The sequence below is a fragment of the Methanothermobacter sp. genome, assembly GCF_049720995.1.
GTDB lineage: Archaea > Methanobacteriota > Methanobacteria > Methanobacteriales > Methanothermobacteraceae > Methanothermobacter.
In genome coordinates this window covers 1-25,723 of record NZ_JBNASF010000016.1, presented here as the reverse complement: position 1 = coordinate 25,723, position 25,723 = coordinate 1, and the positions used below count along the sequence as shown (strand labels likewise).

30 protein-coding genes are annotated in these 25,723 nt (G+C 47.2%); 14 read left to right on the top strand and 16 right to left on the bottom strand.

What is annotated here, in order from left to right; genetic code table 11:
* Both ACPLJI_RS06155 and ACPLJI_RS06150 read right to left on the bottom strand, forming a co-directional pair.
* Positions 1 to 747 (bottom strand): metallophosphoesterase, encoded by a 747-nt coding sequence (locus ACPLJI_RS06155; protein ID WP_424730693.1) that lies wholly within the window; start codon positions 745 to 747, stop codon positions 1 to 3.
* Positions 744 to 1,688 (bottom strand): prenyltransferase, encoded by a 945-nt coding sequence (locus ACPLJI_RS06150; protein ID WP_424730694.1) that lies wholly within the window; start codon positions 1,686 to 1,688, stop codon positions 744 to 746. Before ACPLJI_RS06150 ends, ACPLJI_RS06155 begins: the two co-directional genes overlap by 4 nt.
* Positions 1,689 to 1,811: 123 nt before the next feature.
* On the opposite strand from ACPLJI_RS06150, the gene ACPLJI_RS06145 reads away from it, so the two are divergent.
* From ACPLJI_RS06145 to ACPLJI_RS06130, 4 genes are all read left to right on the top strand, one after another.
* Positions 1,812 to 2,360, top strand: a complete 549-nt coding sequence (locus tag ACPLJI_RS06145) for a HEAT repeat domain-containing protein (protein ID WP_424730695.1) — start codon at positions 1,812 to 1,814, stop codon at positions 2,358 to 2,360.
* Between the two features lie 181 nt (positions 2,361 to 2,541).
* A complete protein-coding gene (locus ACPLJI_RS06140) occupies positions 2,542 to 4,014 on the top strand; it encodes a phytoene desaturase family protein (RefSeq protein ID WP_424730696.1) in 1,473 nt (490 codons plus the stop codon).
* A 56-nt stretch (positions 4,015 to 4,070) separates the two neighbouring features.
* Positions 4,071 to 4,931, top strand: coding sequence for a phytoene/squalene synthase family protein (locus ACPLJI_RS06135; protein ID WP_424730697.1), 861 nt, complete (start codon positions 4,071 to 4,073; stop codon positions 4,929 to 4,931).
* A 20-nt stretch (positions 4,932 to 4,951) separates the two neighbouring features.
* The gene (locus ACPLJI_RS06130; RefSeq protein WP_424730698.1) at positions 4,952 to 5,836 is read left to right on the top strand and encodes a prenyltransferase; all 885 of its coding nucleotides are present in this window, start codon (positions 4,952 to 4,954) and stop codon (positions 5,834 to 5,836) included.
* 52 nt (positions 5,837 to 5,888) lie between these two features.
* Here the strand turns inward: ACPLJI_RS06130 and cruF are convergent, their stop codons facing one another.
* Genes cruF through ACPLJI_RS06115 form a run of 3 tightly spaced genes read right to left on the bottom strand, consistent with a single transcriptional unit; the run spans position 5,889 to position 8,029 of the window.
* The gene (gene cruF / locus ACPLJI_RS06125; RefSeq protein ID WP_424730699.1) at positions 5,889 to 6,623 is read right to left on the bottom strand and encodes a bisanhydrobacterioruberin hydratase CruF; all 735 of its coding nucleotides are present in this window, start codon (positions 6,621 to 6,623) and stop codon (positions 5,889 to 5,891) included.
* The gene (locus tag ACPLJI_RS06120) at positions 6,616 to 7,443 is read right to left on the bottom strand and encodes a carbon-nitrogen hydrolase family protein (RefSeq protein ID WP_424730721.1); all 828 of its coding nucleotides are present in this window, start codon (positions 7,441 to 7,443) and stop codon (positions 6,616 to 6,618) included. Before ACPLJI_RS06120 ends, cruF begins: the two co-directional genes overlap by 8 nt.
* A gap of 34 nt (positions 7,444 to 7,477) precedes the next feature.
* The gene (locus tag ACPLJI_RS06115; protein WP_424730700.1) at positions 7,478 to 8,029 is read right to left on the bottom strand and encodes a manganese efflux pump MntP family protein; all 552 of its coding nucleotides are present in this window, start codon (positions 8,027 to 8,029) and stop codon (positions 7,478 to 7,480) included.
* Positions 8,030 to 8,277: 248 nt separating this feature from the next.
* Between ACPLJI_RS06115 and ACPLJI_RS06110 the strand changes: the two genes are divergently transcribed.
* From ACPLJI_RS06110 to ACPLJI_RS06100, 3 genes are read left to right on the top strand one after another with little or no spacing between them, the layout of a single operon-like run.
* Positions 8,278 to 9,195: a S1C family serine protease gene (locus ACPLJI_RS06110; protein ID WP_424730701.1), complete on the top strand. Its 918-nt coding sequence runs from the start codon at positions 8,278 to 8,280 to the stop codon at positions 9,193 to 9,195.
* Positions 9,196 to 9,248: 53 nt separating this feature from the next.
* On the top strand, positions 9,249 to 10,106 hold the full coding sequence (locus ACPLJI_RS06105; protein ID WP_424730702.1) for an AAA family ATPase: 858 nt from the start codon (positions 9,249 to 9,251) through the stop codon (positions 10,104 to 10,106).
* A gap of 28 nt (positions 10,107 to 10,134) precedes the next feature.
* Positions 10,135 to 11,244, top strand: coding sequence for a vWA domain-containing protein (locus ACPLJI_RS06100; protein WP_424730703.1), 1,110 nt, complete (start codon positions 10,135 to 10,137; stop codon positions 11,242 to 11,244).
* A gap of 126 nt (positions 11,245 to 11,370) precedes the next feature.
* On the opposite strand, the gene ACPLJI_RS06095 is transcribed toward ACPLJI_RS06100, so the two are convergent.
* Both ACPLJI_RS06095 and nucS read right to left on the bottom strand, forming a co-directional pair.
* A complete protein-coding gene (locus ACPLJI_RS06095) occupies positions 11,371 to 11,652 on the bottom strand; it encodes a hypothetical protein (RefSeq protein ID WP_424730704.1) in 282 nt (93 codons plus the stop codon).
* Between the two features lie 212 nt (positions 11,653 to 11,864).
* Positions 11,865 to 12,617 carry an endonuclease NucS gene (gene nucS, locus ACPLJI_RS06090; protein ID WP_424730705.1) on the bottom strand — a complete coding sequence of 251 codons (753 nt, stop codon included), beginning with the start codon at positions 12,615 to 12,617 and terminating at the stop codon, positions 11,865 to 11,867.
* Between the two features lie 145 nt (positions 12,618 to 12,762).
* Between nucS and ACPLJI_RS06085 the strand changes: the two genes are divergently transcribed.
* Positions 12,763 to 14,157, top strand: coding sequence for a M48 family metallopeptidase (locus ACPLJI_RS06085; protein ID WP_424730706.1), 1,395 nt, complete (start codon positions 12,763 to 12,765; stop codon positions 14,155 to 14,157).
* Between the two features lie 104 nt (positions 14,158 to 14,261).
* Here the strand turns inward: ACPLJI_RS06085 and ACPLJI_RS06080 are convergent, their stop codons facing one another.
* Positions 14,262 to 14,615, bottom strand: a complete 354-nt coding sequence (locus ACPLJI_RS06080) for a hypothetical protein (protein ID WP_424730707.1) — start codon at positions 14,613 to 14,615, stop codon at positions 14,262 to 14,264.
* A gap of 82 nt (positions 14,616 to 14,697) precedes the next feature.
* Here ACPLJI_RS06080 and ACPLJI_RS06075 point away from each other — a divergent pair, with 82 nt between their 5' ends.
* From ACPLJI_RS06075 to ACPLJI_RS06055, 5 genes are read left to right on the top strand one after another with little or no spacing between them, the layout of a single operon-like run.
* A complete protein-coding gene (locus ACPLJI_RS06075) occupies positions 14,698 to 14,928 on the top strand; it encodes a ferredoxin (RefSeq protein ID WP_424730708.1) in 231 nt (76 codons plus the stop codon).
* A gap of 28 nt (positions 14,929 to 14,956) precedes the next feature.
* Positions 14,957 to 15,919, top strand: coding sequence for an alpha/beta fold hydrolase (locus ACPLJI_RS06070; protein WP_424730709.1), 963 nt, complete (start codon positions 14,957 to 14,959; stop codon positions 15,917 to 15,919).
* Between the two features lie 21 nt (positions 15,920 to 15,940).
* Positions 15,941 to 16,213 (top strand): DUF5750 family protein, encoded by a 273-nt coding sequence (locus ACPLJI_RS06065; RefSeq protein WP_424730722.1) that lies wholly within the window; start codon positions 15,941 to 15,943, stop codon positions 16,211 to 16,213.
* Positions 16,214 to 16,260: 47 nt separating this feature from the next.
* Positions 16,261 to 16,551 (top strand): hypothetical protein, encoded by a 291-nt coding sequence (locus tag ACPLJI_RS06060; RefSeq protein WP_424730710.1) that lies wholly within the window; start codon positions 16,261 to 16,263, stop codon positions 16,549 to 16,551.
* Positions 16,541 to 16,981 (top strand): HIT family protein, encoded by a 441-nt coding sequence (locus tag ACPLJI_RS06055; protein WP_424730711.1) that lies wholly within the window; start codon positions 16,541 to 16,543, stop codon positions 16,979 to 16,981. The genes ACPLJI_RS06060 and ACPLJI_RS06055 overlap by 11 nt, the downstream gene beginning before the upstream one ends.
* 122 nt (positions 16,982 to 17,103) lie before the next feature.
* Here ACPLJI_RS06055 and ACPLJI_RS06050 read toward each other — a convergent pair whose 3' ends face one another.
* From ACPLJI_RS06050 to ACPLJI_RS06040, 3 genes are all read right to left on the bottom strand, one after another.
* Positions 17,104 to 17,511: a ferritin-like domain-containing protein gene (locus ACPLJI_RS06050; RefSeq protein WP_424730712.1), complete on the bottom strand. Its 408-nt coding sequence runs from the start codon at positions 17,509 to 17,511 to the stop codon at positions 17,104 to 17,106.
* A gap of 338 nt (positions 17,512 to 17,849) precedes the next feature.
* On the bottom strand, positions 17,850 to 18,668 hold the full coding sequence (locus ACPLJI_RS06045; RefSeq protein WP_424730713.1) for a hypothetical protein: 819 nt from the start codon (positions 18,666 to 18,668) through the stop codon (positions 17,850 to 17,852).
* Entirely contained in the window at positions 18,604 to 19,824 is a 1,221-nt protein-coding gene (locus ACPLJI_RS06040) for a hypothetical protein (protein WP_424730714.1), read from the bottom strand. The genes ACPLJI_RS06045 and ACPLJI_RS06040 overlap by 65 nt, the downstream gene beginning before the upstream one ends.
* A 192-nt stretch (positions 19,825 to 20,016) precedes the next feature.
* On the opposite strand from ACPLJI_RS06040, the gene ACPLJI_RS06035 reads away from it, so the two are divergent.
* Positions 20,017 to 21,120 (top strand): DUF362 domain-containing protein, encoded by a 1,104-nt coding sequence (locus tag ACPLJI_RS06035; RefSeq protein WP_424730715.1) that lies wholly within the window; start codon positions 20,017 to 20,019, stop codon positions 21,118 to 21,120.
* Between the two features lie 3 nt (positions 21,121 to 21,123).
* On the opposite strand, the gene nadA is transcribed toward ACPLJI_RS06035, so the two are convergent.
* The 5 genes from nadA to rnz form a co-directional block, all read right to left on the bottom strand.
* The gene (nadA, locus tag ACPLJI_RS06030) at positions 21,124 to 22,038 is read right to left on the bottom strand and encodes a quinolinate synthase (RefSeq protein ID WP_424730716.1); all 915 of its coding nucleotides are present in this window, start codon (positions 22,036 to 22,038) and stop codon (positions 21,124 to 21,126) included.
* Positions 22,039 to 22,175: 137 nt separating this feature from the next.
* Positions 22,176 to 23,195, bottom strand: coding sequence for a roadblock/LC7 domain-containing protein (locus tag ACPLJI_RS06025; RefSeq protein WP_424730717.1), 1,020 nt, complete (start codon positions 23,193 to 23,195; stop codon positions 22,176 to 22,178).
* A 133-nt stretch (positions 23,196 to 23,328) separates the two neighbouring features.
* The gene (locus ACPLJI_RS06020) at positions 23,329 to 23,937 is read right to left on the bottom strand and encodes a class E sortase (protein ID WP_424730718.1); all 609 of its coding nucleotides are present in this window, start codon (positions 23,935 to 23,937) and stop codon (positions 23,329 to 23,331) included.
* Positions 23,934 to 24,698, bottom strand: coding sequence for a mechanosensitive ion channel family protein (locus ACPLJI_RS06015; RefSeq protein WP_424730719.1), 765 nt, complete (start codon positions 24,696 to 24,698; stop codon positions 23,934 to 23,936). The genes ACPLJI_RS06020 and ACPLJI_RS06015 overlap by 4 nt, the downstream gene beginning before the upstream one ends.
* A complete protein-coding gene (gene rnz / locus ACPLJI_RS06010) occupies positions 24,676 to 25,596 on the bottom strand; it encodes a ribonuclease Z (protein ID WP_424730720.1) in 921 nt (306 codons plus the stop codon). Before rnz ends, ACPLJI_RS06015 begins: the two co-directional genes overlap by 23 nt.
* Positions 25,597 to 25,723 lie beyond the last annotated feature (127 nt).

The following is a 25,723-nucleotide window of genomic DNA, read 5'->3' as shown; positions in this document are numbered from 1 at the left end:
TCACCACCCACCATTGAATCCCGTGGATGAGGTGAACTCCATGAGGGCACCCACCGTCCCAAAATCGAAAACCTCAAAGTCCTCAACACCATAGACATGGAATTCCTCAAGCTCAGCCTCCCTGAGGAAGGGTGACAGTACAGCCTCATGGAGGATGTCAGAACCCTCGGTTATGAAATTGAAGGATGGCATGACAACGAGATTCATATCCCTGAATGGCCCCAGGAGAAAGCATTTGATCTTTTCAACCCTTTCACCGCTTCTGAGACCTACGCATGGGTGTTCATGTCCTATGATTATGTTTTCAGTGTCAAGTCTTCCGGGTATTACATGGCCGTGTGTCAGGAGGAAATCGTCCACCTTCATGGTTTCATGGATTGCAATACCTGATATCCTGGACATGTGGGGTATTATGGGGTCATGATTTCCCTTGATCAGTGTTATCTCCCTGAAGTTTTCCTGGAGGTACTCCATCATCCTCATGATTTCGCGGTTCTCCTGACGGCTCACCCTCCCGAATTCATGCTTGAGGTCACCATTTATGATGATACCCGAGGCACCTGATGCGTCCCTTATGGATTCTATCCTCTCAACTATCTTTCTGAACTGGAATCCCGGGACCATGATTCCCTCACTGGTGAGATACTGTTCATAACCCAGGTGGAGGTCGGCTATTATCATTGAATCATCCATGATAAGTGACAGGTCACATATTTCCAGTCCATCAATCAGTTTAACTGTGCTCATTGCATCACCAGGACACTGATGAGGTAGAGGAGGTCAAGGACCCCGAAGGCTATGAGTGAGTTCATTACAACCTCAGATCCCTTCACATTAACTTCACCTGAGCCATGGAGGTAATAATAGATGCAGGGAACTGTAACTGTGAGTGAAAGTAGGGCAATTGTGGGGAAACTTATCCTGGGGTCAAAATTGGGGGAGATTTCAAGAAGTCCCAGTCCAACTGTTGCCGCGGCTGAACTTAAAGCCATAACTGCCCTGGATGCAGGAACACCCATCCTGACAGGAAAGGTCATCTTGCCCCCCAGCAGGTCCTCCCGGAGGTCAGGTATCTCAACGTTTATGATGAAAACAAGCTGCAGCAGCATTATGGGGATGGAGAAGAGGATTACAGGGGTATCAATCGCACCCTTGATTACAGAGTAACCCATGGCGGGGAATATGAAACCCGTAAGAGCCGTTGCAGCCTCACCAAGTCCCCTGTATGAGAGTCTGGCTGGCGGGGCACTGTAAAACCATCCAAGCAGATTACCGGTAACGGCAAGCAGAAGAACTGCAGGATTACGGTAGATGAAAGTGTAGATAACGGCAAGTGTTATGGATACTGATATGAGAATGACAGAGAACTTCCAGGCAAAGCCTCTGAGTTCAGGGTGCCTCTGGAGAACCCCGCTTCCCCCAGCGTATGGTGTTGCAGCCTCAGGATTGTCCAGTTCAAAATCATAGTAGTCATTGCTGTAGGATACAGAAAGATGGGCTGGCATCACGATTGCATATCCGATTATGAACTGGTCAGGGGGAAGGTAACCCCTCCCTATGCCTGCAAGAACTGCCCCTGTGGCATAGAGGATCAGGCCAGCGCCAAGAAAGGGAAGTCTCCCCAGCTTGATAACCTCGGACAGTAAATACCATCTGGAGTTTTTTTTCATGGTGTCCAGTTTATGCATCCACATATCATCCTACCAGTAGGAATTGGTCCATTAACATTTATATCGGCTGCAGAATAAAAGATTATCATCAGTGGTTTATCATTACAGAATCAATCAGGTGAATTTATCAGGTGATTCTCAATGGCTGATAAAACTTTGAAGGATAGGATTGACCTCATGGACTCAGAGGAAAAGATGAAGGCCGTGGATGAACTTGAACCATCAGAGGAATCCGTTGAAATACTTGCAGGACTTCTGGAGGATAAAAGTCATCCTGTTAGATTTAAAGCTGCAGAAAAACTTGCAGAATTTGGAGAAGTATCTCTTGAAAGGCTAATTGAAATAATGGACAATTCAGAGGGAGATATCAGAAGATACGCCACATTTGCCCTGAGGAAGATAGGCGATCCTGGAGTTGTGGACCACTTCATTGAGGCGCTTGAGGATGAGGACTGGGGAGTGAGGAAATTCGCTGCAAGGTCCCTTGGAGAACTGGGGGATAAGAGGGCGGTGGAACCACTCATAGGTGCGCTTGAGGATGAGGACTGGGGTGTTAAACTGGCAGCTGTAAGGTCCCTTGGCGACCTCAAGGATCCGAGGGCCATAGAACCAATCAAGAAGGCCAGAAGAAAGGGGGATAAGGACTTCAAGAAAGCTGCCAATAAGTCACTTAAAAAGATCCAGTCATAGTCCCAAGGGCTGTGCAGTGTTCACTGGTCACTTTAATTCAGCTGTGTTGTTTATGGGTTTGGTGTGCGGTGTTCACTGGTCACTTTAATTCAGCAGTATTGCTCATTACAGTCCCCATGAAACTTTTATATTTTTTGAGTGACATTATATATCTATATATAATATTTTCACCGGTGGTTTAATGAGGATATTGATTGTGGGGGCTGGATTTGGAGGTATATCCGCAGCAGCGCTTCTTGCAAGGGATGGGATGGATGTAACTGTCATTGAGAAAAATGAGGGTCCAGGTGGCCGTGCAAGCGTCTACAGTGAGGGGGGTTTCACGTTTGATATGGGCCCATCATGGTACCTCATGCCTGACATATTTGAGAATTTCTTTGCAGAGTTCAAAAGGAAACCTGAGGATTTCTACTCCCTGAAACAACTTGACCCCGCCTACAGGGTATTCTTTGATGATGATAAGGTTGTAAGTGTCTCTTCCGATATTGAAAGGAACTATGAACTCTTTGACAGCTTCGAAGAAAATGGGGGCGAGAAGCTCAGGGAATACCTCCATTCGGCAGGTGAACTGTACGATTCAGTTGTAAGGGAGATGCTCTACAGGGACTACCGTTCGATCCTTGACTTCCTGAATGGGAAACTCCTGCTCCAGGGGATGAGGCTCAACATACTCGAATCCCTTGAGCACTTTGTTAACAAACGCTTTGAGAGTGATGAGGCAAGAAAGATACTCCAGTACTCCATAGGATTCCTTGGAAGCGCACCACAGGATACACCATCCATGTACCATATCATGTCCCACATTGACATGACACTGGGTGTTTTCTACCCTGAGGGGGGCATAAGGAGGGTTGCAGAGTCCATATATAAACTTGCACTTGATAACGGGGCTGAATTCCATTTCAATGAAGAGGTTAAGAGGATAGAGGTTACGGATAAGATGGCCACATCTGTTGTAACCGATAGGAACATCCACGATGCCGATGCTGTGCTTGTGAATGCAGATTACCCCCACAGTGAACTTGAACTCCTAGATGCCGACCACAGGACATATGATGAGAATTACTGGAATTCAAGGGTACTGGCACCATCAGCCTTTGTTGCCTACGTGGGCGTTGACCGTACCATAGACGCCCTTGACCACCATAACCTCTTCCTTGAGAAGGACTGGGCAGATAAATTCCAGCAGGTCTTTGACCCTAAAATGGCTTCCTGGCCTGATAGGCCATCATACTATGTGAACGTTCCCTCAAGGACAGATACAACAGCTGCTCCTGAGGGATCAGACACCCTCTTCATACTGGTCCCGCTGGCACCGGGTATGGAGGATAACCAGGAGCTGAGGGAGGGCCTCTACAGGAGGGTCATGGATGACCTTGAGAGGAAGACAGGCATGAAGATACGGGACCATGTTGTGGTGAAGCGCATATTTGCCATAAATGACTTCAGGGAACGCTACAATGCATACAGGGGGACAGCACTTGGCCTATCCCATACTCTCAGGCAGACCGCCCTCTGGAGACCTGCACATAAAAGTAAGAAGGTTAAAAATCTTTACTACACAGGACAGTACACCCATCCCGGTATAGGGGTGCCAATGACACTAATATCCTCCCAGATTGTCTCCAGGGAGATAAGGGAAGAAATGGATTAATAGCCTGGAATCCTCCATGCAAAGCAACTTTAAAAGGTTATACTGGTGATAGGATCTTGATTGATGAAAAAATCTATTCAATATTCAAAAGGGGAAGCAAAACATACTTCTACAGCACCCTCTTCTTCCCACCGAAGGTTAGGAGGGATGTTTTCATCCTCTACAGTTTCCTGAGAAAGGCGGATGACTACGTTGACAGAATACCCCAGGATACTGAGGGATTCTACGACTTTGTTGAACGCTACAGAGCGGCATTTTCAGGTGAAAGAACAGGTGATGTGGTTGTTGATTCATTCGCGGAGCTTTCAGTCAGAAAGTCTTTCAATACAGAGTGGACAGAGGCCTTTCTCAGGTCCATGGAGATGGATATAACTGTCTCATCCTACAGGACAATGGCTGATCTTGAGGAGTACCTCCTTGGGTCATCTGAGGTTGTGGGGCTCTTCATGGCATCCATCATGGGCCTTGACACGGATTCATACCCCCATGCCCGCTACCTTGGGAGGGCCATGCAGTACGTCAACTTCATCAGGGACATAGCAGAGGACATTGAACTCGGGAGGCTCTACTTCCCGCTGACTGAACTTGAAAGATTTGATCTGGAGTCACTGGATTTAGGTGAGATCAAGGGAAGGGAGGATAATTTCAGGGCCTTCCTCAGGGCCCAGATTGATATTTACAGGGACTGGCAGAGCAGGGCCGAGGAGGGTTACAGGTACATCCCCTACCGCTACCTGGTACCCATAAAGACCGCCGCGGACATGTATCTCTGGACGTCCAGGATAATCGAAAGGGACCCCCTCATAGTTTACAGAAGGAAGGTGAAGCCCTCGAGGGGAAGGGTGGTCTCAGGAGCCCTCCTGAACATGCTGAGGCTCATCAGGCCCGGGAAACCCGTTAATCGGGGGAGTTTTTAGGGGACCTTCAAATGTCTCAGATGACCTCCAGATCCCTTTTTAATTTACTCAGAGATTATACCGGCTTCCTGGTTGGCATATCCAGATTCAGGTTCTGGATATACACCGGGGGGACGTATGTAATCGGATACACCCTTGCAGCGGATGGTTTTACAGATTTTCTCTCACCAGCCTATTACATCTACCTCCTCTACTTCTTTTTCCCGGCGAATGTGTTCATCTACGGTGTCAATGACTACTGGGATGAGGATACAGACAGACTAAACCCCAAAAAGGGTTCAAGAGAGCACATGCTGATGCAGAGTGAGAGGAGGAAACTCAGAAATTCACTGCTTGCAGTTACAGGTATCAGCATCATTCTCATGTTTTCACAGAAACCACAGGAGGCCCTTCTTTTCCTTGGATTTTTATTCCTATCCTATTTCTACAGTGCACCCCCACTTAGATTCAAGGAGAGACCCTTCCTGGATTTTTCATCCAATTACCTCTACATAATGCCTGGTGTATTTGCCTACAGCCTTGCATCAGGAAGCCTCCCTGAACCCATAATCCTCTTTGCAGGCTACTGTCACATCGCTGCCATGCACATATTCTCTGCCGTACCTGACACAGAGTATGATAGGAGGGCCGGAATCAACACAACACCTGTCTTCATGGGTGAAAAGGCGGCACTTGCACTTTCAGCGAGCTTCTGGCTTGTATTATCTTTCATCACGGTCTATCTTACAGATCTAAATCCACTCAGCTTCCTGGTATTCGCTTATCCTGCATTTCCTCTTTCTGTACTTCTTTTCGAAAGAATAAGAATAGAGAGGGTTTACTGGTACTTACCTTACGTCAACACAGCCCTTGGAGGCCTCCTCTTCCTTGCGCTCATAAACCACAAGATCTTTCACTGGATTTAATCCTGAAAGCTCTGCTGTGGTTTTTTCTGGATTTGGTTAACTATTCAGAATCCTACCACAGTTTTGACCCTGTTTTAATGAGTATGAGTGCCAGAAGGGTTAAACCTGTTATGAATGGGATCTCAAGTCCAAGGAATAGGCAGGCCGCTGTCCAGAAGCACATTATCAGGTAGAGGCTGGATATGGTCCCTGCCTTCATTTCCTTCACAGAATCACCCAGAACCACAAGCAGAATAAGGGATGCGATGAAACCTGAGAGCACCCATCCAGCGAAGTTCTGCAGGGGCACGGCATAGAATATTCCTGGATCACTCCACACCCAGAAGTTCAGGGCCACGGCTGCAGGGTCAATCACAACATCCGTCAGAACCACAAGGATGGTTGAGAGACCCAGAAATTTCAGTTTCCCACCAGTAGATTCCTTTGCAAGATACGCCGATCCAAGGAATAGGGGCAGCCATGCAAATGGGACGGTGAATGGGGTGTGTCCAAGGATCTTCAGTCCAATGAGTCCAGTGTAGTGGAACTCAGAGTAGGGAAACCCCGTTACTATGGCCGCAGTTTCGATCAGAATTGCATAGGCGCCCAGAACAAGTATCAGGATAACACCACGACCCCTGAGATCCCTTATTATTGAAATAAATGATGGAAGGGCCATGGATATGATGAAAACAACCGATACAGCAGAATAGCCACCGATGTTCACTCTGGTTACAAAATATGATGAAAATGCAAGGATGATACCCACGAGAAGTATGATTATGGATTTCCCGGAGGGTCTATTCATGATAAGCCCCCTCCATCCAGCCGTAAACATCGGGTCTCCGGTTTTTTAGAAGTGGAAGTTCCCTTCTCACCTTTTCCACCAATCCCATATCCAGATCGACTGTTAGAACACATTCTGAACTGCCTGCATCAACCATAACCGAACCCCATGGGTCGGCTACAAGTGAGTGGCCGTATGCAACATAGGATGCCCCGGGGTTTCTTGCAGGGGATACTGCAACACAGTAGCACTGGTTGTCAAGGGCCCTAGACCGCACAAGGAGCCTCCAGTGGGCCGGACCGGTTGTCATGTTGAATGCCCCGGGAAATATGAGAATCTCCGCCCCCCCAAGGGCCATCATCCTTGAGAGTTCAGGGAAGCGCATGTCATAGCATATACCAACCCCGATCACAGCAGAACCAGTTTCAGCCAGGGTTACAGAGCTACCCGCAATCAGAGTGTCGGATTCCCTGAAGGTTATCTCGCCCTCCAGGTCTATATCAAAGAGGTGAACCTTCCTGTGCCTCGCGGTTATGTCACCGCCATCATCAATGATGAATGAGGTGTTGTATATGCCCTCAGGGGTTCGCTCGGGAATTGAACCTGCAACCACATGGACCCCGAGTTCTTCTGCAAGGGCTTTCATCGCGGTTATGGTCTCCCCCTTCTCGTCCTCCGCATATTCAGGGAAGAGTTCAGAATCGTAGGGGCATGTGAACATCTCGGGGAGGACCACAAGTTCAGCACCCTCGCTGCATGCTTCCCTTATCATTCCAGAGGCCTTTTTGATGTTGTCTTCCTTTCTCTCATTCACCTTCATCTGACAGATTCCAACCCTCAGACCTGGCACCCCCATCTAGCAGTTAGCATGGTTCTCAGAGGACCTTATTCTCCATGAGGATCCTTAAACCAATGAGAATGAGGATTACACCACCCACAGCCTCTATACGGTTTTCAAATATGTGGCCTATTTTCTCTCCAAGGTAGCTCCCTCCAAGGGAGAGGAAGAATGTGATGACCCCTATGATTATTATGGGCAGCCATATGGATATGTTAAGGAGCGCAAAGCTGACACCCACAGCAAAGGCATCTATGCTGGTTGCAACCGATAGCAGAAGGAGTTCTCGGTAACTGAATTTGAATTCCTCCTCCTCAAGCATGGTGCTCTCGTATATCATTTTCAGCCCGATCAGAAGGAGGAGTGTAAATGCAACCCACGGTGCAAAGGTTGATACGATGCTCTGAATTTCAACACCTGATATCCATCCAAGGATGGGCATGAACGCCTGAAATGCCCCGAAGGAGAAGGCTGTTATGAGGGCGTGATTGATTCCTGATTCATGGCTCACAAGTCCCCGGCTCACGGATATGCTGAATGTGTCCATCCCCAGGCCAATTCCAATGAAAATCATCGATAGAAGATCCATGGGTATCACCATTGAGTAACCATATAATTCTCTCACCGGTCACTTATAAAATCATCTGCAGATGCAAAAACTTTATATACTACTATTTTAATAACTTAAGTTAACTAAATTTCTCAGGGTCCTGAAAAACACTTAAAAGTGTTTGAATATGGTTTTAAAAAATTTGAGGAAATTTAAAAATGTTTAAAGCCAAAAATAAAGATATAAGTCACCAATTTGAGGAAAAGGAGTTAGAAGAGTCAGAAATAATGGATGTATATTCCAGGGCCGTCATGGATGCCTCCGAGGCGGTGAGCCCCTCGGTTGTCCGGGTGACAACACGGTCAAAATTAGGAAGTGGAGCAGCAGGTGGAGGCTCAGGGGTCATCTATACAGAGGGGGGACATATAATAACCAACAGCCACGTCATCCACGGGGCAGAGATGATAGACGTGAACCTCCACACAGGGGAGCACCACACAGCAGAGGTTGTGGGTGATGATCCCCACACTGACATTGCAGTCATAAAAATTTATCCGGAAACAGAGCTCCAGGTACCTGAATTTGCAGACTCCAGCAGGGTGAGGGTTGGTCAGCTCGCCCTTGCAATAGGTAACCCCTTTGGCTTCCAGTTCACTGTCACTGCAGGGGTGGTGAGTGCCACAGGAAGATCCCTCAGGACAATGACAGGCAGACTCGTTGATGGGGTAATACAGACAGACGCGGCACTCAACCCTGGCAACTCTGGCGGACCACTGGTGGACTTCCGCGGAAGGATACTTGGAATAAACACGGCACTCATAAGGCCTGCACAGGGGCTCTGTTTCGCCATACCATCAAACACAGTCCGCGAGGTTGCTGATAAACTCATAAAGGACGGTAAAATAAGGAGGGCCCACCTGGGGGTTTCATGTCAGAACATACTCATCAGGGATGAGCTGAGGGAAAAACTCGGCTTAAAGTCAGAGAGGGGTGTGATGATCGCATCACTGCAGGATGGCCCTGCAAGGGATGCTGGAATGATGAGGGGCGATGTGATAGTGGCCATGGACGATGAGCCTGTGGAAACAGTTGACGACATCCACAGGATACTCAGCGAGGAAAAGATCGACGTGGAATGTCAGGTGGATATAATAAGGGGATCAGATGCCTGTAGAATTCATTTAAAGCCCTCAGAGCTCCACTGACTCTCCACCAAAATTTTTATGGGTGCAAAGAACCATAGGTTATCCGTGGTACAATGAAACCATCAGAAAAACTTGCTGAGATTGACTCATCACTGAGAGGGGTGGGCTACGTACCGGGCAGGGAGATCCTCATAACACTCTTCCTGGCACTGGAACTTGGGAAACCCATCCTTGTGGAGGGTCCTCCGGGCACAGGAAAGACAATGCTGGCCAGAAAGACAGCCGAGGCCCTTGGAAGGGAATTCTTCAGGATACAGTGCTATGAGGGTATAACATTCGAACAGATAGTCGGGGAATGGAACTACCAGAAGCAGCTTCTGAGCCTTGAAAGATCCAGGATCAGCGGATCAGCAGAGGACGTCTTCAGCGAGGATTACTTCATAAAGAGGCCCCTTCTATCAGCATTCATCAATGAGAAACCGTCAATCCTCCTCATAGATGAAATAGATAAGGCCGATGAGGAGGTTGAGAGTTTCCTGCTTCAGGCACTTGGAGAAAAACAGATAACAGTCAATGACCTCGGGACCTTTGACCTCAGAAATGATATAATGGTCTTCCTCACATCCAACTCCCAGCGAAACCTCCTGGATGAGACAAGGGACAGGTGCCTCTACATCCATATCGATTACCCTGACCCTGAACGTGAAATGGAGATTGTAAGGGCGCACGTCCCCTCCGCACCTGCGGCTCTGGTTCAGGAGACAGTCATGTTCATAAACCGGATAAGGGAACTGGGTGTTATAAAGAAACCCTCAATAAGGGCAACAGTGGACTGGCTTCGAACCCTCATGGCCCTTGGAAAGGAACACATTGACAGGGAAACAGCTGAAAAAACCATGGGTGTGGTTATAAAAAACAGGGCAGACGAGGGAAAGGTCAGGGGACTCTTGGAATCCCTTGATGAGAGTTAACCGCCAGTGAAACTGGAGCACGTGTTTTATGGAGAAAATAATTCTTCTTTCAAACATTTTAAGGGATAAAGGAATTCCCGTCAGTATAAGGAGCACTAAAGACGCATTTTCAGCCTATAGAATATTCAAAAACAGACCTGAGCTCATGGAGGCCCTATTTTCGGTTTATGTTAAGGACATGAGACACTCTGAAGCTTTCATGGAAGCCTATAATGAAGTTTTCGGGGTTCTGAATGAAAAGGGCGATGATTCATCAGGGCCAGAGAAGGGTGAGACGATAAGGTCTTCAGAGGAACATATTTCCGGCGAAGTCACCGAGGGCATCAATATTGAGGATTTAGCTGAAATTCAACCTGAAATCCTGGAAATGTTTGACTCTGGAACCGATGAAAGCCAGGTCCTTGACAGGGATATGTCCACCCTTAACTCATTTGACCCTGAGATATTTGAGCTCTGCCGGAGACTGGGAATGAAAATTGCCAATAGAAGATCCAGGAGACTCCGCCATTCAAAGAAGATGCGCCCCGATATAAGGCGAAGCATAAGAAAGAACATGAAACATGGGGGCACAATAATTGAGCTCATGAGGTCAGAGCCCAGGGAGAGAAAGAGTCAGCACATATTCCTAAGTGATGTTAGCGGCTCATGTGACTGGATAAGTAACTGGTTCTTTTGCATAGTCTACGCAGCCCAGAGGACGTTCTACAGGTCCCGTTTCTTTGACTTTGACAGCAGGGTCATTGAAACGACCCACCTCCTTGATGAGGATGACCTCTATGATGCCTTCAGGAACCTCAGGGAGTCCAGGATACGAAACCTCATGCTCCATGGGACATCAAACATGTACACAGCCTTCAGTGACTTCCTTGAAAATGTTAATTTCACGGGAAAGTCCTGTATAGTTATCCTCTCAGACTGCAGGGACTGGGCAGGACCAAGGAGGGATGGTGTCCCTGAAAGCGCTGAACTGGTGGCTGAAATGTCTGAAAAAGCAAGGAAGGTCCTCATACTGAATCCTGAACCTCAGAAGAAGTGGGACGTTGTTGACAGCTGTGTTTCAATTTACAGGGATGCCGGTGCAGCGGTGATGGAGGTAAGGACCTTGAGGCAGCTGGCAGAGGTTATAGAAGGCCTTTGAGGGATATAACTGTTTTAAGAGAATTATGGAATCCTTAAACCTTCCGTCTTCCCGCTTCTTTAAGGTAACTTTCATAAGCCGGTTTTCAGCCGGTGACCCGCTGTTTACGTATTAACTGTCCAGTTTTTAAAATGCGCCGGTCGCCCTGTTAACTGCATCCACAAGTTCCTGGAGATTTTCACCACCGCTTTCAAAGGGGAAAAAACCAACAGGAGCCAGAAAATTCATGGTGTAATTTAAAGTCCGGGATTTCCCTTCATCCTTTATTTCAAGTTTTTTGATCCATTTTATGGGATATTTTTCGTGCTTGAATTTCATTCCAGACCTGAAAAAGAGTTCAAGGAATTTACCATCGAATGTTATAAGTATTGGACTCTCTTCGCTCATCATTCCTTCCACTTCGATCATTTCAACCCCGCAGGAGTCATGGTATTAATATGGGATTCAAAGTATTTAATATTGTGGAGCCTGAGAAGGAGACAAATCCCTTTTCATTTTAAAAGCAGCCCTCCCTGTTATTGGATCAGATCAGTATTTTAAGCAATGAATATTTAAACACTTAACAATGAACTGGAGCTTTAAGCAGCCCATGAGTCAGGATTTAATGGATGCAGAGATTTTCAGAGGAAGTTATCCAGTGTAACCCCCCTGTTTGATTTAAGTTCCCTGGGAGGCTCTATCTCCCTGAACTCCAGCCCCTCATCCTCCAGCATCTCCAGGGCATCATGGGTTATTGAGGGGGCCACCAGGATACCCCTCACACCCACCTGGTCATCCCTGAATTCATTCACATATCTCCTGAGCTGCTTAACAGCGCTCACACCAGCCTTTCTGCTTTTAAGTTCAATTATCATGAGTGAACCATTCTCATCCTTACCAAGAATATCAATGAAACCGGAGCTGGTGGCATATTCCCTTGCAACGGGTCTGAAGCCAGGCTCGATGAGGTGGGGGTGCATTATTATCATGTCCCCCATGTCGCTTTCATGGCCCGATACAGTGAGCTCGTGCATATCCCTTGGAAGGTAAAAGGAGATGAGGTGTGTCTCATGGAGCTCAACCTCAAGGCGCTCCTCAGGGGACCTCCTGATACTTTCAAGAAAGAGGCTTCCATGCTTCATGTAGACCCTGCACCTTGATCTGGGGGGCTGCCAGTTAACAGGGTCCACCTTTCTGTCCTGGTGGACCATGAATGTTCCATCTGGTTTTATGACGATGAGCCTCTCACCGGCACCAAGACTGCTTCTGGCACGGCCCTCATAGGATGCACTGCAGCAGGCAAGTATCACTATGAGCGCCCTTTTCTTTATACCCTCATCTATCAGCTGGTAAGCCTCACTTCTGGATGGATTTTCAGATACCCTGCACTTCATGTTTATCAGCGGCCAGTTTTTCACAGTTCTAACCTTTCAGGGGGGCATAACTGTCTGTTCATCTGAATGTAAGATTTAATATCAATGCTGAAGTTATATATACTCTGCGAGGCAGTGCCACAAGCAAAGTGAAAGTTGGTTGTCCATGATAAAGGAATTTGTTATAGGAACCGAGCTTGCACCTGCATATTATGGTGAGCTCCTTGAATTCATCCGGCGCTATTATATCATACCCGGTGACTTCACTGAAATAAGAAGAGATGGTCTGAGGCTTGTTTTCAGGGCCTGGAGGGATAAAGGGACAATATACGGTGAGATAATCGCCGGTGAAAACCTTAAACTGATCCTTGAACACCCGGCGGAACTCAGGAAATGGGCAGAGACAATATATGAGGATATATTCACATCCATCCAGGCATTTGAGGATCTTATGAGGCAGCACACCGTTTACTTCGCCTGGGTGGAGGGAGAGGATATAATCCCTGAAAGGCCCCCGACGGGGAGGGGAATGGCATCAAAGGGCATATTCGGAAGCAGCATGCTCCTTGTCTACGTGCTCTTCTTCGGTGTCAACATAATCCTATTCATTATCCTTGGATTCTATGCAGTTATAGCGATCCTCCTCATGCAGCTTGGTATAATACTCCTCTCAGACCGCATATACGCCAGGATGGGTGAATGGGTTATAACCCCCGAAAACCCCAGCGTCCATATAATCCAGTTTCAGCTTCCTGAAGATGAATTCAAATTCTTCATAGATAAAATGGGTGATGAAGCGATCCTTAAAATCAAAAGTGAAATTTACAGGCTTTCCCTTGCAGAGAAGAGGCCACCCACATGTGAGGATGCAAGGGGGGTCCTTGAGAGGTACGGCTTCAGGTGCAATCCCCTCTATGAGAGGTCAAGGACAGTTAACCTTTACTCCATAATTGAGGACGCTGCAGGGGCATTCGGGATACCTGTACCAAGGATTGTTCTCTCAAACACCATGATAGCAAACGCTGCTGCAACGGGTCCAAGTCCCCGAAGAGGGCTGGTGCTTGTAACAACAGGGCTGCTGGTCCAGCTAACCGACGATGAGATTCTTGCGGTTATAGGGCATGAAATGGGACACCTTGTTGGACGGGACCCCATCATACTCTTCAGCATAGTGTCCGCCGAGTTCGTAATGAGACTCACGGTATTACTGCCTGTTGTGCTGGTCTCTCCCATCCTCTACATAATCATTGCAATGGGCATAATATTCTTTGTGGCCAAGTTCTTTGAGGCAAGGGCGGACCTGCTCTCTGCAATGATTATAGGAAAACCGGAGGTACTTGCGAGGGCCCTCAGAAAAATAGGTTACCAGAAACTCGCACTTGAGAAGTCCGGATCCCAGAGGATATCCGGGTGGACGGCCTGGGACCCCCACCCCCCCATATACTTCAGGATAAAGCGGCTCGAAAATCTGAGGGATTATGAGAACATAAGGAGTCCCCTCATCAGATCAGCGGTGGATGTGGTGAGGGGATTCAGGGATTCTTTCAGGCAGTTTTTTTAGGTTATGCTTGGGGTTCTCTCCAGTGTAGGTACATGTTGGGTAGGTCCCCCGCGCCGGGTTTTTAGGTTATGCCTGTGCTCTCGGAAAAACTCCGGCATGTGATTTCAGTCAAACCTTGAGAGGACCTCTGTAACATCATCAAGTTTTATCGCATCGGGGCCCCGGATACCATACCTCCTGCATATGGATTCAACGGGTTCACGGTTTACAAGGTAATCAAAGAGGTCCCTGTACTCATCTTCCCTGTAATCATGATCCTCACATGTGACCTCCTCAAGTTCAATTATGGCCTCCCTCAGGAGATCATCTATTCCACTTTCACTGGCCAGGCTGTCAAGGAACTCATTTCTTTTAAGGTCATGGCCAAAGAATTTTTTAAAGGACCTCCTCTGCTGAAGGCCCTTGTAGATGATTATGAGTTTATCCTGCATTTCCCTTGCGTCACCCTTTCTGATCAATCTGAAGCCCTCCATTCAATCACTAACTATTTTTATCAATTCCACCATACAATAAAACAGTTCTGATTCTCAGGGTGACAACATGTACAGGCTTGAACTCGATAGGACCATGTGCATATCATGCGGAAACTGTATTGAAAGCTGCCCGGAACTTTTTGAATTCGCGGATGACGGTATTTCGTCCCTGGTGGGTGTTGAAGTATCCGACATTCAGGTTAAGGAATTTGATGACCCATCATGCAGCCAAAAGGCGGCATCCAACTGCCCTGTCATGTGCATAAAACTCTACAGGGATGGTGAAGAGATCACATAGTTTCATCGGTTGATTAAGGAGCAGTAAAATGGAGGAAGGCAAACCATCATACTTCAATCTTGGTGAATTCAGATTTGAATCAGGAGAAAAACTCAGGAAAGCCAGGGTTGAATACAGGACAATCGGGGAACCCTCCCGGAATGATGAAGATGAGATAGATAATGCTGTCGTCTATATACATGGCTGGAGTGGGGACTTTTCTTCAGTTAAAAGGATAGAAGCCCTCACAGTACCGGGAGGCGCCCTTGAAGGGTTCTTCGTGATATCAATGAGCTCCCTGGGTTCCCCGGGTTCGGCTTCACCATCCACAACATCACTGGGGGATGAATTTCCTGCCTACACGATACTTGACATGGTGAACTTCCAGAGACAGTTTCTCAGGGAGAGATTTGGCATAAAAAATGTCAGGGGAGTCATTGGGACGTCAATGGGCGGATTTCAGGCTCTCCAGTGGGCTGTGACCTACCCCGATGAGATGGAGTTTCTCATTCCCCTTGTAACATCCTGGAGAACAAGGGGAGTTAACTATGCACTCTTCAGTTACATGAACCACCTCATTGAGTCAGACCCTGACTTTGTCGCAGGTAGAAAACCTGAGAGGGCCCTATCACTCTCTTCAATGCTCATGTACCTCTATGGACTCTCAAGGGAGTACTACAGTGGTCTTGAAAACCCTGAGCTGGAGTCGGCGATGATGGACATGGGGTCAGAGGGGAAACTAATGGACCCCCACGATGTTCTGTGGAGGAACAGGGCCGCCATGAACCATGACCTGGAGGGTAAGCTCAGCAGGATAAGGGCCAGGACCCTCATATTCGGGGTGAACCAGGACCAGTACTTCCCACCGGAGCTTGACACGATCCCTATGGCTGAACTTATACCTAACTCTGAGATAATTCTGTTTGATTCTGAATGCGGACATCTGGGAGTGGATGAGATAGGTAAATATGGTGGACTCATAGCTTCATTCATTGAAGGTGGGAGCGAATAAAAGGAAGGTGTTTATTTGCAGGTGAAGGTTGAGGATTTTGGCTTCAGTGAGGATAAATGCATGAACTATGTATTCTACAGGGTATCAGACATTGACGAAGATGTGAGAAAGAAACTCATGGAGAGACTTGAGGAGGACACAGAGGAGGATAACGGAGACCTTCTGATAACGGTTTTCTATGCACCGGAATATTTCCCATTTGGCTCAGAGGAGGCAAAGGTGCGTATGGACGACTTCATTGCAAGGGAGGAGATTGAGATGACGTTATTCCTCTCAAGTGTCCTTGAGGACTGAGGTCAGCCAGATAACCCTGAGCCGCTGGTTCAGATGGAGAGGGGGGAATGCATTCGGAGCCTTCTGTGGAAGTTAAAAAAACCGAAAAATACGGCGATAAATGGAAGGTGGTTCTGGAGCTAAGTATTCCGGGACATGGACTATCAGAGATTCTACATGAACTTGAAAAGAGATTTAGGGACTACTCATTTCGTGCAGATGGCAGGAATGTAACAGTTGAGGTCTCATTCAGGATCCTCGAACCATGGGAGGATGAACCGGTTGAGGATGTGGCTGAGTCCATAGCCCTGGAACTTATCTCTTTTATAACTGCTGGAGGAGCTGGGGGTGAAATTTGATGACTACAGGTTCGGTGCGCACCTGTATGAGAGAAAGAGGTGGGTTGTGTTTCTCGCACCAAACCAGAGCAACCCTGGAACGTGTGTCGTGGCCCTAAAAAGGAAGGAGGAGTTTCTTGGAAATCTAAAAAGGGATGAATGGAATGAAATGTTACTTATAATATCTGAACTTGAAAATGCAGTGAGAAATGCATTCGGGGCCACTATGTTCAACTGGGGCGTTCTTCTTAACTCTTTCTACCGTGAAAATACCCCTCCACCACACCTCCACTGGCATTTCATACCCCGCTACAGAAATGAGGTAATAGTGAATGGAGAGGTCTTCGATGACCCTTTCTTCGGTTACATGAGGCCAAGGCCCCCAAAGAATATATCAGAGGAAACCTTCCAGGAAATACGAAATAAAATTCTGGCCTGGATAAAAAGGTAGAATCATGTTAAACGCTCTTTTGTATAGTGGGTAGCGCTGGTTAATGCTTCGGATAAGGTTTTAAGATCTGCCTGCAAGAATTAACTGCCGGCCGTAAGCATGCCATATTTTATGCAATGGGTTTACAGGAGGCGCTCCAGCCGCTCCCTGAACTCCTTACGGTGTCTCTTTTCCTCATCAATTATATGTCTTAAAACCCCGGTAACCTCATCATCATCAATTATCTCAATCTGCCTCTCATATTCTTCAATACCCTCTGTTTCCTTCTGGATCTGCTTCTCAAGGCCATCCCTTATATCTTCACCGGCATACTCAACTTCCCCAAGCTCCATGGATGGCTTCCCACCCCTCTTTGTTATGAGGTCAGCCAGCCACCACATGTGCCTCATCTCATCTGCTGCAATGGCCTCGGTCAGCCGACTTATATCACAGTCCTCTATGATAAAGGAATTGTAGGTGTACATCATGGTGGCTTCGAGTTCATGCCTGAAATTAATGTTAAGGAGCTCCACTATTTCTTTTCTGTCCATAAAATCACCTTTAATATTTATGCTTTTCTCTTTATTTATCAGTTGTCATATGCGCTCCATCAGCTGGTTTTAAATTTAGAAGATTGGGGCTTTATTGGGGGTTTAATGCATTAGGGATCATCCATTACCAGAATAAAACGGGATTTGTCCTCCCATCAGTGAATATGGATATCAGCTTTTTGCCTGAAACCTACCCGGATCAGAGGGTCAGCCTTTTCAGATGGGGATTTGCTGTTAAAAGTGGATGTTACCATAAAGATCTACAAAACGAGGTTCTTCCAGAGTTGTGATTTGCTGTTAACTCATTCTTGAAAAAAAGAATAATTGGGGGTTATCTGCTATTTTCTGGCGGACGTTAACCCTCCAAGGAGCAGAAGAATGGAAACTATTATTCCTGCCAGCGGAGCCCCTGTTGTTTCCATTCCCACCAAACTGGCACCATATGTCCTCCTGGAGGGACCTGGAGCTTTCCTGATATTTACAGTTGTCTGGACGGTCTGATAATCTGAGGCAGATACCACAGCAGTGCCAGGGCCTTCATCAGCCCTTAAAACTGCAATGGCCAGACCATTGACCCATGGGACTGTTATTGATTTGCTACCAAGGTTTCCAAGGCTGGTTGTGAATGTAACTCTCGGGCCTCTGAAGAAGAGGGTGGCATCTGCACTGTGATCACCACCTGCAGCATCATGGTAGACAGTGGCGGTGATGGTTGAAGTTTCACCTGGAGTTATGATTGATGGGGTGGCGATTATGTTCATGATCAGCCATGGATAATAGTTGAGGGTTCCATTACCAGGGAAGAATCTGGCGGCTTCAGGGCTATTGGTGCCATACCAGTTGTAGCAGGCGCTGGTGTTACTGTTTTCAAGCTTATGGAAGAGCCTGTCCAGATCATCACGTATGGGTTTTAGGATGGGTTCCAGTTCTGGATGCTTTTTAATGGCGTCATCAATGGGTTTAAGCATTTCATCGATGCTGGGTCCGAAGTTGGAAAATAGGAAGTTCTGGATGTAATACCTGTAGCTGGCGATACGATTGTAGTTGATGGTGCCGCTGGGTGAGCATATAACAATACCTATACCTTCACCATCACCTTCCAGGTTGTTGCCGGTTAAACCGGGTGGTGTTAAAGCCAGCAGCCACCATGGAAACATCACTGGCCCCGTTTATCCCACTCACCATGTTTTTGATCATTTCAAGATGTGAAATGGCAACGCCCACAATACCCGCAGCTATAGAGGGGGATGTTATATCTGAGGCAATATTATCTCTCAGGCTTGCATTATTCAAAAGACCCAGACCTAACATGGCCACCGATGCATTGGCCTCGCTGATACTGGAAACCAGGTTACCCTCCATGTTGAGGTCTCCCATGGCAACGATCACCATCCCAACTGCCTGTTGCCCTGCCGTTATATGTGATATTACATTTTTAGAGATCTCAACGGTCCCATTTCCAACTATGGCTGTTTCAAGTGCATAGACTGAACTGCTGGCCGAACCATTCAGATGGGAGATCCTGTTACCTGATATTATGGCACGGGTACTTTCACTGATTATTTCCATTCCCATAATGGCACTGAAAGCACTTACACCATCAATGATGTTCCCGGTAACCATTAAATTGACCACACTGGCCAGTTCGGGATTTCCACCGGCACCCTTGCTCTTTCCCAGCTGAAATCCGAATACCGCCCCAGTCGAAGTGCTTATATTGGACAATGTGTTTTCGCTGAGGTTAAAACTGTTTAGTGTCCCGTTTGTGGAAACAGTAACCCCGCAGATTATTCCTTCACCATTAATGTTCAACATGTGATTCCTGGAAACGTTGAAGAAACCACCTGAGAGGTTACCCAGTATACCATTTTCGCTCTGACCGGAAATAATGTTATCCATGATTGTGGTGTTGCATCCCGAAACAAAAATACCTGTTTTACCCCCGTTGATCCTGTTGTTTTTAATGGTACAGCCATGGGAACTTACATTGAATCCGGTACCATTGGAAGGGCTGTTTATTATGAAACCACTTATGGTGCTGCCGCCACCATCACCGTTGCTGTCATTCAGCAGGGTGAATCCTGTGCCGGCCGGCTTTAGCTCAACTTCATCACCGTCGCTGGCCTGGATGGTGAGCCTCTTGTTCACGATAACATCCTCATTATAGGTTCCATTGTGCACATTGATCACGTCACCACTGAGGGTGCTGGGGTTATCAATTGCTGACTGGATGGTGGTGTAGATCTGACCGGGACCAACCTCCCACTGGGTTGCCGATGCATTACCTGCACAGAAAAAACAGATAGCAACCAAAAAAAGACCTTTGTAAAATTTGGGTTTAGATTTTTTCAAATTCCCCACCTTCTGGTGTATAAATAATATGATAATACATCCATTTAATGTTTTGTGTATATTTGCGTCCCCACATGTTCCTCGGGGAGAGGCACCCACGGGACATATATTTCCGGTCTGAGGACAATAGTCTTTTAGAGGAGGGGATTGTTAATGGCATCTGAGGTTTACTTTGCTGACCTGAGGGCGAGGTCCGCTGATGAGAATAAGGGAAGTAAAATAAGGAAACTCTTCGATAGGGTATGTGAGAATGATTTCTCAGATGATGATGTGGTTGCAGTGAAGGTCCATTTTGGAGAAAGGGGAAATGATTCTTTTGTGAGCCCCGTGCTCCTGAGGTATATTGTTGATAAGGTTAAAGATAGGGCCGGCAAGGTATTCTTGACCGACACAAATACCCTTTATTATGGTTCCAGGCATGATTCAGTGGATCACCTTGTCACCGCAGTACTGAATGGTTTTGACTATGCTGTTGTGGGTGCTCCTCTTATAATCGCTGATGGCCTCCATGGTGGAAATGAGAGGCTCGTGGAGGTGAGTCAGAAACATTTCGATGTTGTGAAGATAGCTGGCGATATCCATGAATCTTCCGGTATGGTTGTGGTGTCCCATTTTAAGGGTCATGGGATAAGTGGTTTTGGAGGGGCTCTTAAAAACCTTGCAATGGGGTGTTCAACAATACAGGGAAAACTGGAGCAGCATGAATGCGCAAAACCTGTAATAAGGCATGATTGTGACCTCTGCGGTGTCTGTGTGGGGGTGTGTCCTGTCGGGGCCATCGAACTCGCAGGGGATGGTGTGAAGATAGACTATGGGGAGTGCATAGCCTGTATGAACTGCATGGACAGCTGCCCAAATGGTGTTTATGATCTCAACTGGGAGGAGGATGTGCTGCTATTCATTGAGAGAATGATGGAATACTCACTGGGTGCTATTAAAGGCAAGGAGGACAAGGTTGTATACTTCAATTTCCTTATGAACATAACACCTGACTGTGACTGTGTTGCATGGAGTGATTATCCGGTCGTACCGGATATAGGTATACTGGCCTCGAAGGATCCTGTTGCAATAGATGCTGCAAGTTATGATCTTGTGAACGAACAGGCGGGTTTCAGGAATTCTATGCTTGAGAATAACTTTGAAAAGGGACAGGATAAGTTCCGGGGGGTCTGGAGTGAGGTTGATTCAACATACCAGCTTGTATATGCCGAGGAGATTGGTCTTGGGTCGCGCAGGTATCATCTTGTAAGGGTATGATTCCTATGCTGATACCATGATCATCCTTTCAACAGCCCTCCTGGCCCTCCTGGCGATTTCATCGGGAACTGTAACAACAAATTCCTCATTTATCAGTGAATTTTTAACCTTCTCAAGTGTGTGCAGTTTCATGTTTTCACATATGGCCTCTGCTAGGAGGGGAATTGTTTCCTTATCTGATTCAAGGTTGATACGTGTTGTCATGTCAACCTCTGTCCCGATTATGAAACTTTCGCTGTCTGATTCAAGGACCCTCCGCAGCATTCCCCCCGTGCTCAGGATATGATCCGCCAGTTCCTGAACTTCAGGGTCACATTCAGGGTGTATGAGGAGCTCAGCGTCAGGGTACTCCTCCCTCTTTGCCATCACATCGGCGACAGTGAACATCTTATGGACGTAGCAGTAGCCGTTCTCTGGGATGGGGATTATCCTCTTGTCGGTGTTCTGCTGAACGTACCATGCAAGGTTCCTGTCTGGTCCGAAGAGAATCAGGTCCTCATCCAGACTTTCAACAACCTTAACGGCATTTGCAGATGTGCAGAGGATATCCGCCTCAGCCTTTGCCTCTGCAAGGGTGTTAACGTATAAAACAACTGCAGCGTCAGGGTACCTTTCCCTGGCCTTCCTGACATCCTCTGCACTTAGCATGTGTGCCATGGGACACTCGGCACCCCTGTCGGGTATCAGGATTTTCTTATCAGGGTTGAGGATATAGGCTGTTTCAGCCATGAAGTCCACTCCGCAGAAAACAACGATGTCCTTATCATGTATCTCGCTTGCCTTCACGCAGAGTTCAAGTGAGTCCCCTTTAAAGTCTGCAATTTCCTGTATCTCCTTCTTCTGGTAGTTATGGGCAAGTATGATAGCATTTTTCTCCTTCTTCAACTTCAGAATATCCCTTTGCAGCTGATTTAACATAAGCGTCCCTACTGAAATTATATTGATAGAATCAAGAATTAATGCAATCTATCTATAGGAGTTAATGTTTTATAAATATTTCCATAAAGCGGGCACTCTGAGCGAAATCATCCTTTATTCTGGAACTTTGGGGTCCATTAATCCCATATCTGCCTTAACTCCGGGTGGATGGTCTCTGTTATTCCAAGTTCATCCATGGCATCCCTGTAGGCGCTGTAGATGGCTGTGAACTCCGGCCGTATCATGCCCCTGAATGCACCATATCCCATAACACGCCCGTAATTCTCTGTTATTGACGTGATTATTATTTTCATTTCCCTTTTTATCTCCTCAAGGCTGTATCCTGCAGCTGAGATGTTTTCCCTCAATTTTTTGAAGTCAACTGATGCATTGCTGAGGACACCAACCCCCTCAAGGGTGATGGGGCATTCCTCCCGTGGAAGGGATTTGCGGAGCATACCCCCTGCAGGGGCCACACCCATAATTTTACTGGCCCCGATTGACATTGCAAGGAGGATATGCTCATAGATAAGGAGTGCTGCTTCCTTCCGGACTTCGGGGTCAGATGGGACATCAATGGATCTGAGTTCCGGAAGGGATAGTGGTGGCCTCACCTCAGGGATGGCCGGTGACTCCAGGGACCCCTTAACCTTGTCTTCCATCACGGGTTTTTCTTCTTCCACTGACTCTGGTTTTTCAATGTCGGGTTTTCTGAGTATTTCTGCCTGTTCATTCACCACATCGGCGCTGGTCTCATGTACAGTTTCCTGTACCTGCTCTTCATATTCACCTTTCTGTTCTGCAACGGCAACATTGATCCCCTTACCTTCAGGAGTCTCAGTAACGCCGGAATCAGATTCAGGAGCTAAAATAGCCTCAGAATTCATGGCTGATTTAATCCCGGCAGCTGATGATTCATACTTGAGATATTCCAGTTCACGGAGTATTTCAGGCTCTGAAAGTCTCTTCATAACCCGTCTTGCAAGGAGGATCACCTTGCCAAGGTTTGACCTTTTATCAGCGAGCACAAGGAGATGGAGGTCATCGTTGAGCAGGACCATCTTGCCGCCAGGAAACTCCATAACAGCAGACTGATATTCTCCCTGCCCGGCCCTTCTGAGGAGTTTGCCTGAGGCATCTGCCATTACACTGGCCATGGATCCAAGGTTTCTGCCGAAGGCCCCCCTGGTGTAGAGGATGCTGCCTGAGCTGTCAGTTACGATTACCCCCTCAACACCTTCACCTTCCAGGATTTCACCAACTATCTCTTCAAGTATTCTAAAACCCCCATCAGATCTTCTCTTTACTCACAAGTCTGCAGTGTGTTATCCAGGCAGCCTGCTTTTTGCCTGGAGGATAACACGTTATGAGCATGAGCCTGGCCTCCCCTCCCTGGGCGAAGCGCACAGGATTGACCTTATAGTCCCATCTTATATCATCGCCATTGGATGTCACCACATATACGTAGCGCATTGAGGAGAGATGGTCCTCTATTATAACCGTATCCCCCCTCCTGAGGGCACCTATCCTTCTGAATGGTCCTGAGTAGGTGGTTCTATGCCCCAGGATCCCACAATCACCTGAAGACCCCGGCATGATACTTTCAGGGTAGTGGTAGACCGATTCATAGGCATTCACGGTGTCCTCCCTTATCCAGCATCTCACACCTATCGCAGGTATTATGAGCCTGCCAATTACTGATCCGCTTGAGCCCGCAACTGTGTTCTGATCCGAAGTGACAGGGTCAAAAAGTTCTCTGGGAGCATTCCTGTAGTTTTCAAGGTGAACCCTTGACCTTTCAAGGGCCTGGTAATCCTCAAAGGCCTTTATAATAATGCCTGAGCTAACTGATACGAAAAAAAGGCATATGATGGCTGCGTAGAGGCTGTTTCTTCTCATTCAAAACCCTGCATTTGACCCGGTTTAGAATAACTTTCAAGAATCTTTTTAACGTGAGGCGCAATTACGGAACGGTATTCTGTCACCTTACGCGGATCAGGGATCCACGCCGTCACCTTTGCCTTTACACCGGTATCTGTGAATTCAAGGATAATGAGCCCGGGCTCAGGGTCCTTCAGTATACCCGGCACCCCCATGAGAACTTCCTTAACCTCAGATTCAAATTTTTCAATATCAACGTCGTAGTTAAGGTTGACCCTGAGTTCAACCCGCCTCCTTTTTCCTGCACTGTAGTTGACGTAGGCTGTTTTGGAGAATGTTGAGTTGGGCACAGTTACTATTTTGGCGTCAGGGGTTTTTATTGTTGTTGTCCTGAAACCCACCCTTTTAACCTTACCCTTCTGTCCTGCAACCTCGATGGTGTCACCCACCCTGAAACTCTTATCAGCCAGTATGAACATCCCTGAGATGAAGTTGGATATGATGTCCCTCGATGCAAAACCCACCGAGACACCTGCTATACCCAGACTCACGGTTATGGCAGTTACGTCTATTCCAAGTTCCCTCAGAACTATGCTAAGGGCTATGATGTATATGCTGTATTTTATTATGTCACTGAGGACCTGTATGAGTGTAAGGTCCAGGTCCCATTTTCTGGTGGACCTCTTGAGGAAATAGGATGCCCACTTAACAAGGAGAACGGCGGCCATCACTGTGACTATTATGATTAGGATGGTTTCAGGCGCTGGAAACGGAATCATCAGCCTTCACCTCCACGGTCATGAGGTCCTCAGCCACATCTGTTTCAGGGAAAACCTCCCGTGCAGCGTTTAGAATAACCTCGGTCCGCTTGTACCTGGTGCTAAGATGTGTGAGTATCAGTCTCCTGACGCAGGCGGATGCAGCAACCTCAGCAGCTTCCCTTGCAGTGGAATGCCCACTTTCAGCCGCTTTATCCTCACTTCCAGCCTCGAAGGTTGACTCATGTATCAAGATGTCCGCGTCACGTGCAAGATCTATAACAGACTCACAGGGACGGGTGTCCCCTGAGTAACATATCTTCACACCACGCCGCGGGCTTCCAAGGACCTCCTCTGGTTTTATGAGCCTATCACCAACCCTCACTGGTATGCCCCTGTGCAGCTTTCCAAAGGCAGGTCCTGGTTTGAGTCCGAGTTCAATGGCCTTCTCCCTCAGGAATCTTGGCCTCTTCTTCTCCTCAAAACAGTAGGCGAGGTTGAATACCGAATGGGAGGCAGCTGCTGAGGTAATACGGTAGTCCTCCTTCTCAATGACGGTGCCGCCCCTCACCTCATGCACATGAATATCAAAGTTGAGCGTGAAGTAACCCAGTTTCATGATGGAGCTGTGAAGTTCATGGATCCCTGGGGGCCCATATATCTCAAGGGGCTCCTGGCGACCCCTGAAGCCCATTGACTGTATCATTCCGGGTATCCCAAGGATGTGGTCCCCGTGTAGATGTGTTATGAACATCCTTGTAACCTTCATGGGGCTGATGCCTGCAAGGGCCATCTGTCTCTGAGTTCCCTCACCACAGTCAAACAGGAATACCTCACCAGGGATTCTAAGTGCTATTGATGTGTGGTTCCTGTTCTTTGAGGGCACAGCTGATGATGTACCCAGAAATGTGACTTCCATCATATCACTCTTTTCAAAGGTTCTTGGGGGATATCTGCTTGAGATTCTGATTCATGGTCATAAAATTTATAATTCTTCCCTTTAGGATATCTGCTTGAGATTCTGATTCATGGTCATAAAATTTATA

What these genes read in the sequence shown, in the direction of transcription:
- ACPLJI_RS06155 (WP_424730693.1), bottom strand. Translation starts at nt 747, where the DNA reads ATGAGCACAGTTAAACTGATTGATGGACTGGAAATATGTGACCTGTCA.
- ACPLJI_RS06150 (WP_424730694.1), bottom strand. Translation starts at nt 1,688, where the DNA reads ATGCATAAACTGGACACCATGAAAAAAAACTCCAGATGGTATTTACTG.
- ACPLJI_RS06145 (WP_424730695.1), top strand. Translation starts at nt 1,812, where the DNA reads ATGGCTGATAAAACTTTGAAGGATAGGATTGACCTCATGGACTCAGAG.
- ACPLJI_RS06140 (WP_424730696.1), top strand. Translation starts at nt 2,542, where the DNA reads ATGAGGATATTGATTGTGGGGGCTGGATTTGGAGGTATATCCGCAGCA.
- ACPLJI_RS06130 (WP_424730698.1), top strand. Translation starts at nt 4,952, where the DNA reads ATGACCTCCAGATCCCTTTTTAATTTACTCAGAGATTATACCGGCTTC.
- cruF (WP_424730699.1), bottom strand. Translation starts at nt 6,623, where the DNA reads ATGAATAGACCCTCCGGGAAATCCATAATCATACTTCTCGTGGGTATC.
- ACPLJI_RS06115 (WP_424730700.1), bottom strand. Translation starts at nt 8,029, where the DNA reads ATGGATCTTCTATCGATGATTTTCATTGGAATTGGCCTGGGGATGGAC.
- ACPLJI_RS06110 (WP_424730701.1), top strand. Translation starts at nt 8,278, where the DNA reads ATGGATGTATATTCCAGGGCCGTCATGGATGCCTCCGAGGCGGTGAGC.
- ACPLJI_RS06105 (WP_424730702.1), top strand. Translation starts at nt 9,249, where the DNA reads ATGAAACCATCAGAAAAACTTGCTGAGATTGACTCATCACTGAGAGGG.
- ACPLJI_RS06100 (WP_424730703.1), top strand. Translation starts at nt 10,135, where the DNA reads ATGGAGAAAATAATTCTTCTTTCAAACATTTTAAGGGATAAAGGAATT.
- ACPLJI_RS06095 (WP_424730704.1), bottom strand. Translation starts at nt 11,652, where the DNA reads ATGATCGAAGTGGAAGGAATGATGAGCGAAGAGAGTCCAATACTTATA.
- nucS (WP_424730705.1), bottom strand. Translation starts at nt 12,617, where the DNA reads ATGAAGTGCAGGGTATCTGAAAATCCATCCAGAAGTGAGGCTTACCAG.
- ACPLJI_RS06085 (WP_424730706.1), top strand. Translation starts at nt 12,763, where the DNA reads ATGATAAAGGAATTTGTTATAGGAACCGAGCTTGCACCTGCATATTAT.
- ACPLJI_RS06075 (WP_424730708.1), top strand. Translation starts at nt 14,698, where the DNA reads ATGTACAGGCTTGAACTCGATAGGACCATGTGCATATCATGCGGAAAC.
- ACPLJI_RS06070 (WP_424730709.1), top strand. Translation starts at nt 14,957, where the DNA reads ATGGAGGAAGGCAAACCATCATACTTCAATCTTGGTGAATTCAGATTT.
- ACPLJI_RS06060 (WP_424730710.1), top strand. Translation starts at nt 16,261, where the DNA reads ATGCATTCGGAGCCTTCTGTGGAAGTTAAAAAAACCGAAAAATACGGC.
- ACPLJI_RS06050 (WP_424730712.1), bottom strand. Translation starts at nt 17,511, where the DNA reads ATGGACAGAAAAGAAATAGTGGAGCTCCTTAACATTAATTTCAGGCAT.
- ACPLJI_RS06045 (WP_424730713.1), bottom strand. Translation starts at nt 18,668, where the DNA reads ATGTTTCCATGGTGGCTGCTGGCTTTAACACCACCCGGTTTAACCGGC.
- ACPLJI_RS06035 (WP_424730715.1), top strand. Translation starts at nt 20,017, where the DNA reads ATGGCATCTGAGGTTTACTTTGCTGACCTGAGGGCGAGGTCCGCTGAT.
- nadA (WP_424730716.1), bottom strand. Translation starts at nt 22,038, where the DNA reads ATGTTAAATCAGCTGCAAAGGGATATTCTGAAGTTGAAGAAGGAGAAA.
- ACPLJI_RS06025 (WP_424730717.1), bottom strand. Translation starts at nt 23,195, where the DNA reads ATGGCCAGTGTAATGGCAGATGCCTCAGGCAAACTCCTCAGAAGGGCC.
- ACPLJI_RS06020 (WP_424730718.1), bottom strand. Translation starts at nt 23,937, where the DNA reads ATGAGAAGAAACAGCCTCTACGCAGCCATCATATGCCTTTTTTTCGTA.
- ACPLJI_RS06015 (WP_424730719.1), bottom strand. Translation starts at nt 24,698, where the DNA reads ATGATTCCGTTTCCAGCGCCTGAAACCATCCTAATCATAATAGTCACA.
- rnz (WP_424730720.1), bottom strand. Translation starts at nt 25,596, where the DNA reads ATGGAAGTCACATTTCTGGGTACATCATCAGCTGTGCCCTCAAAGAAC.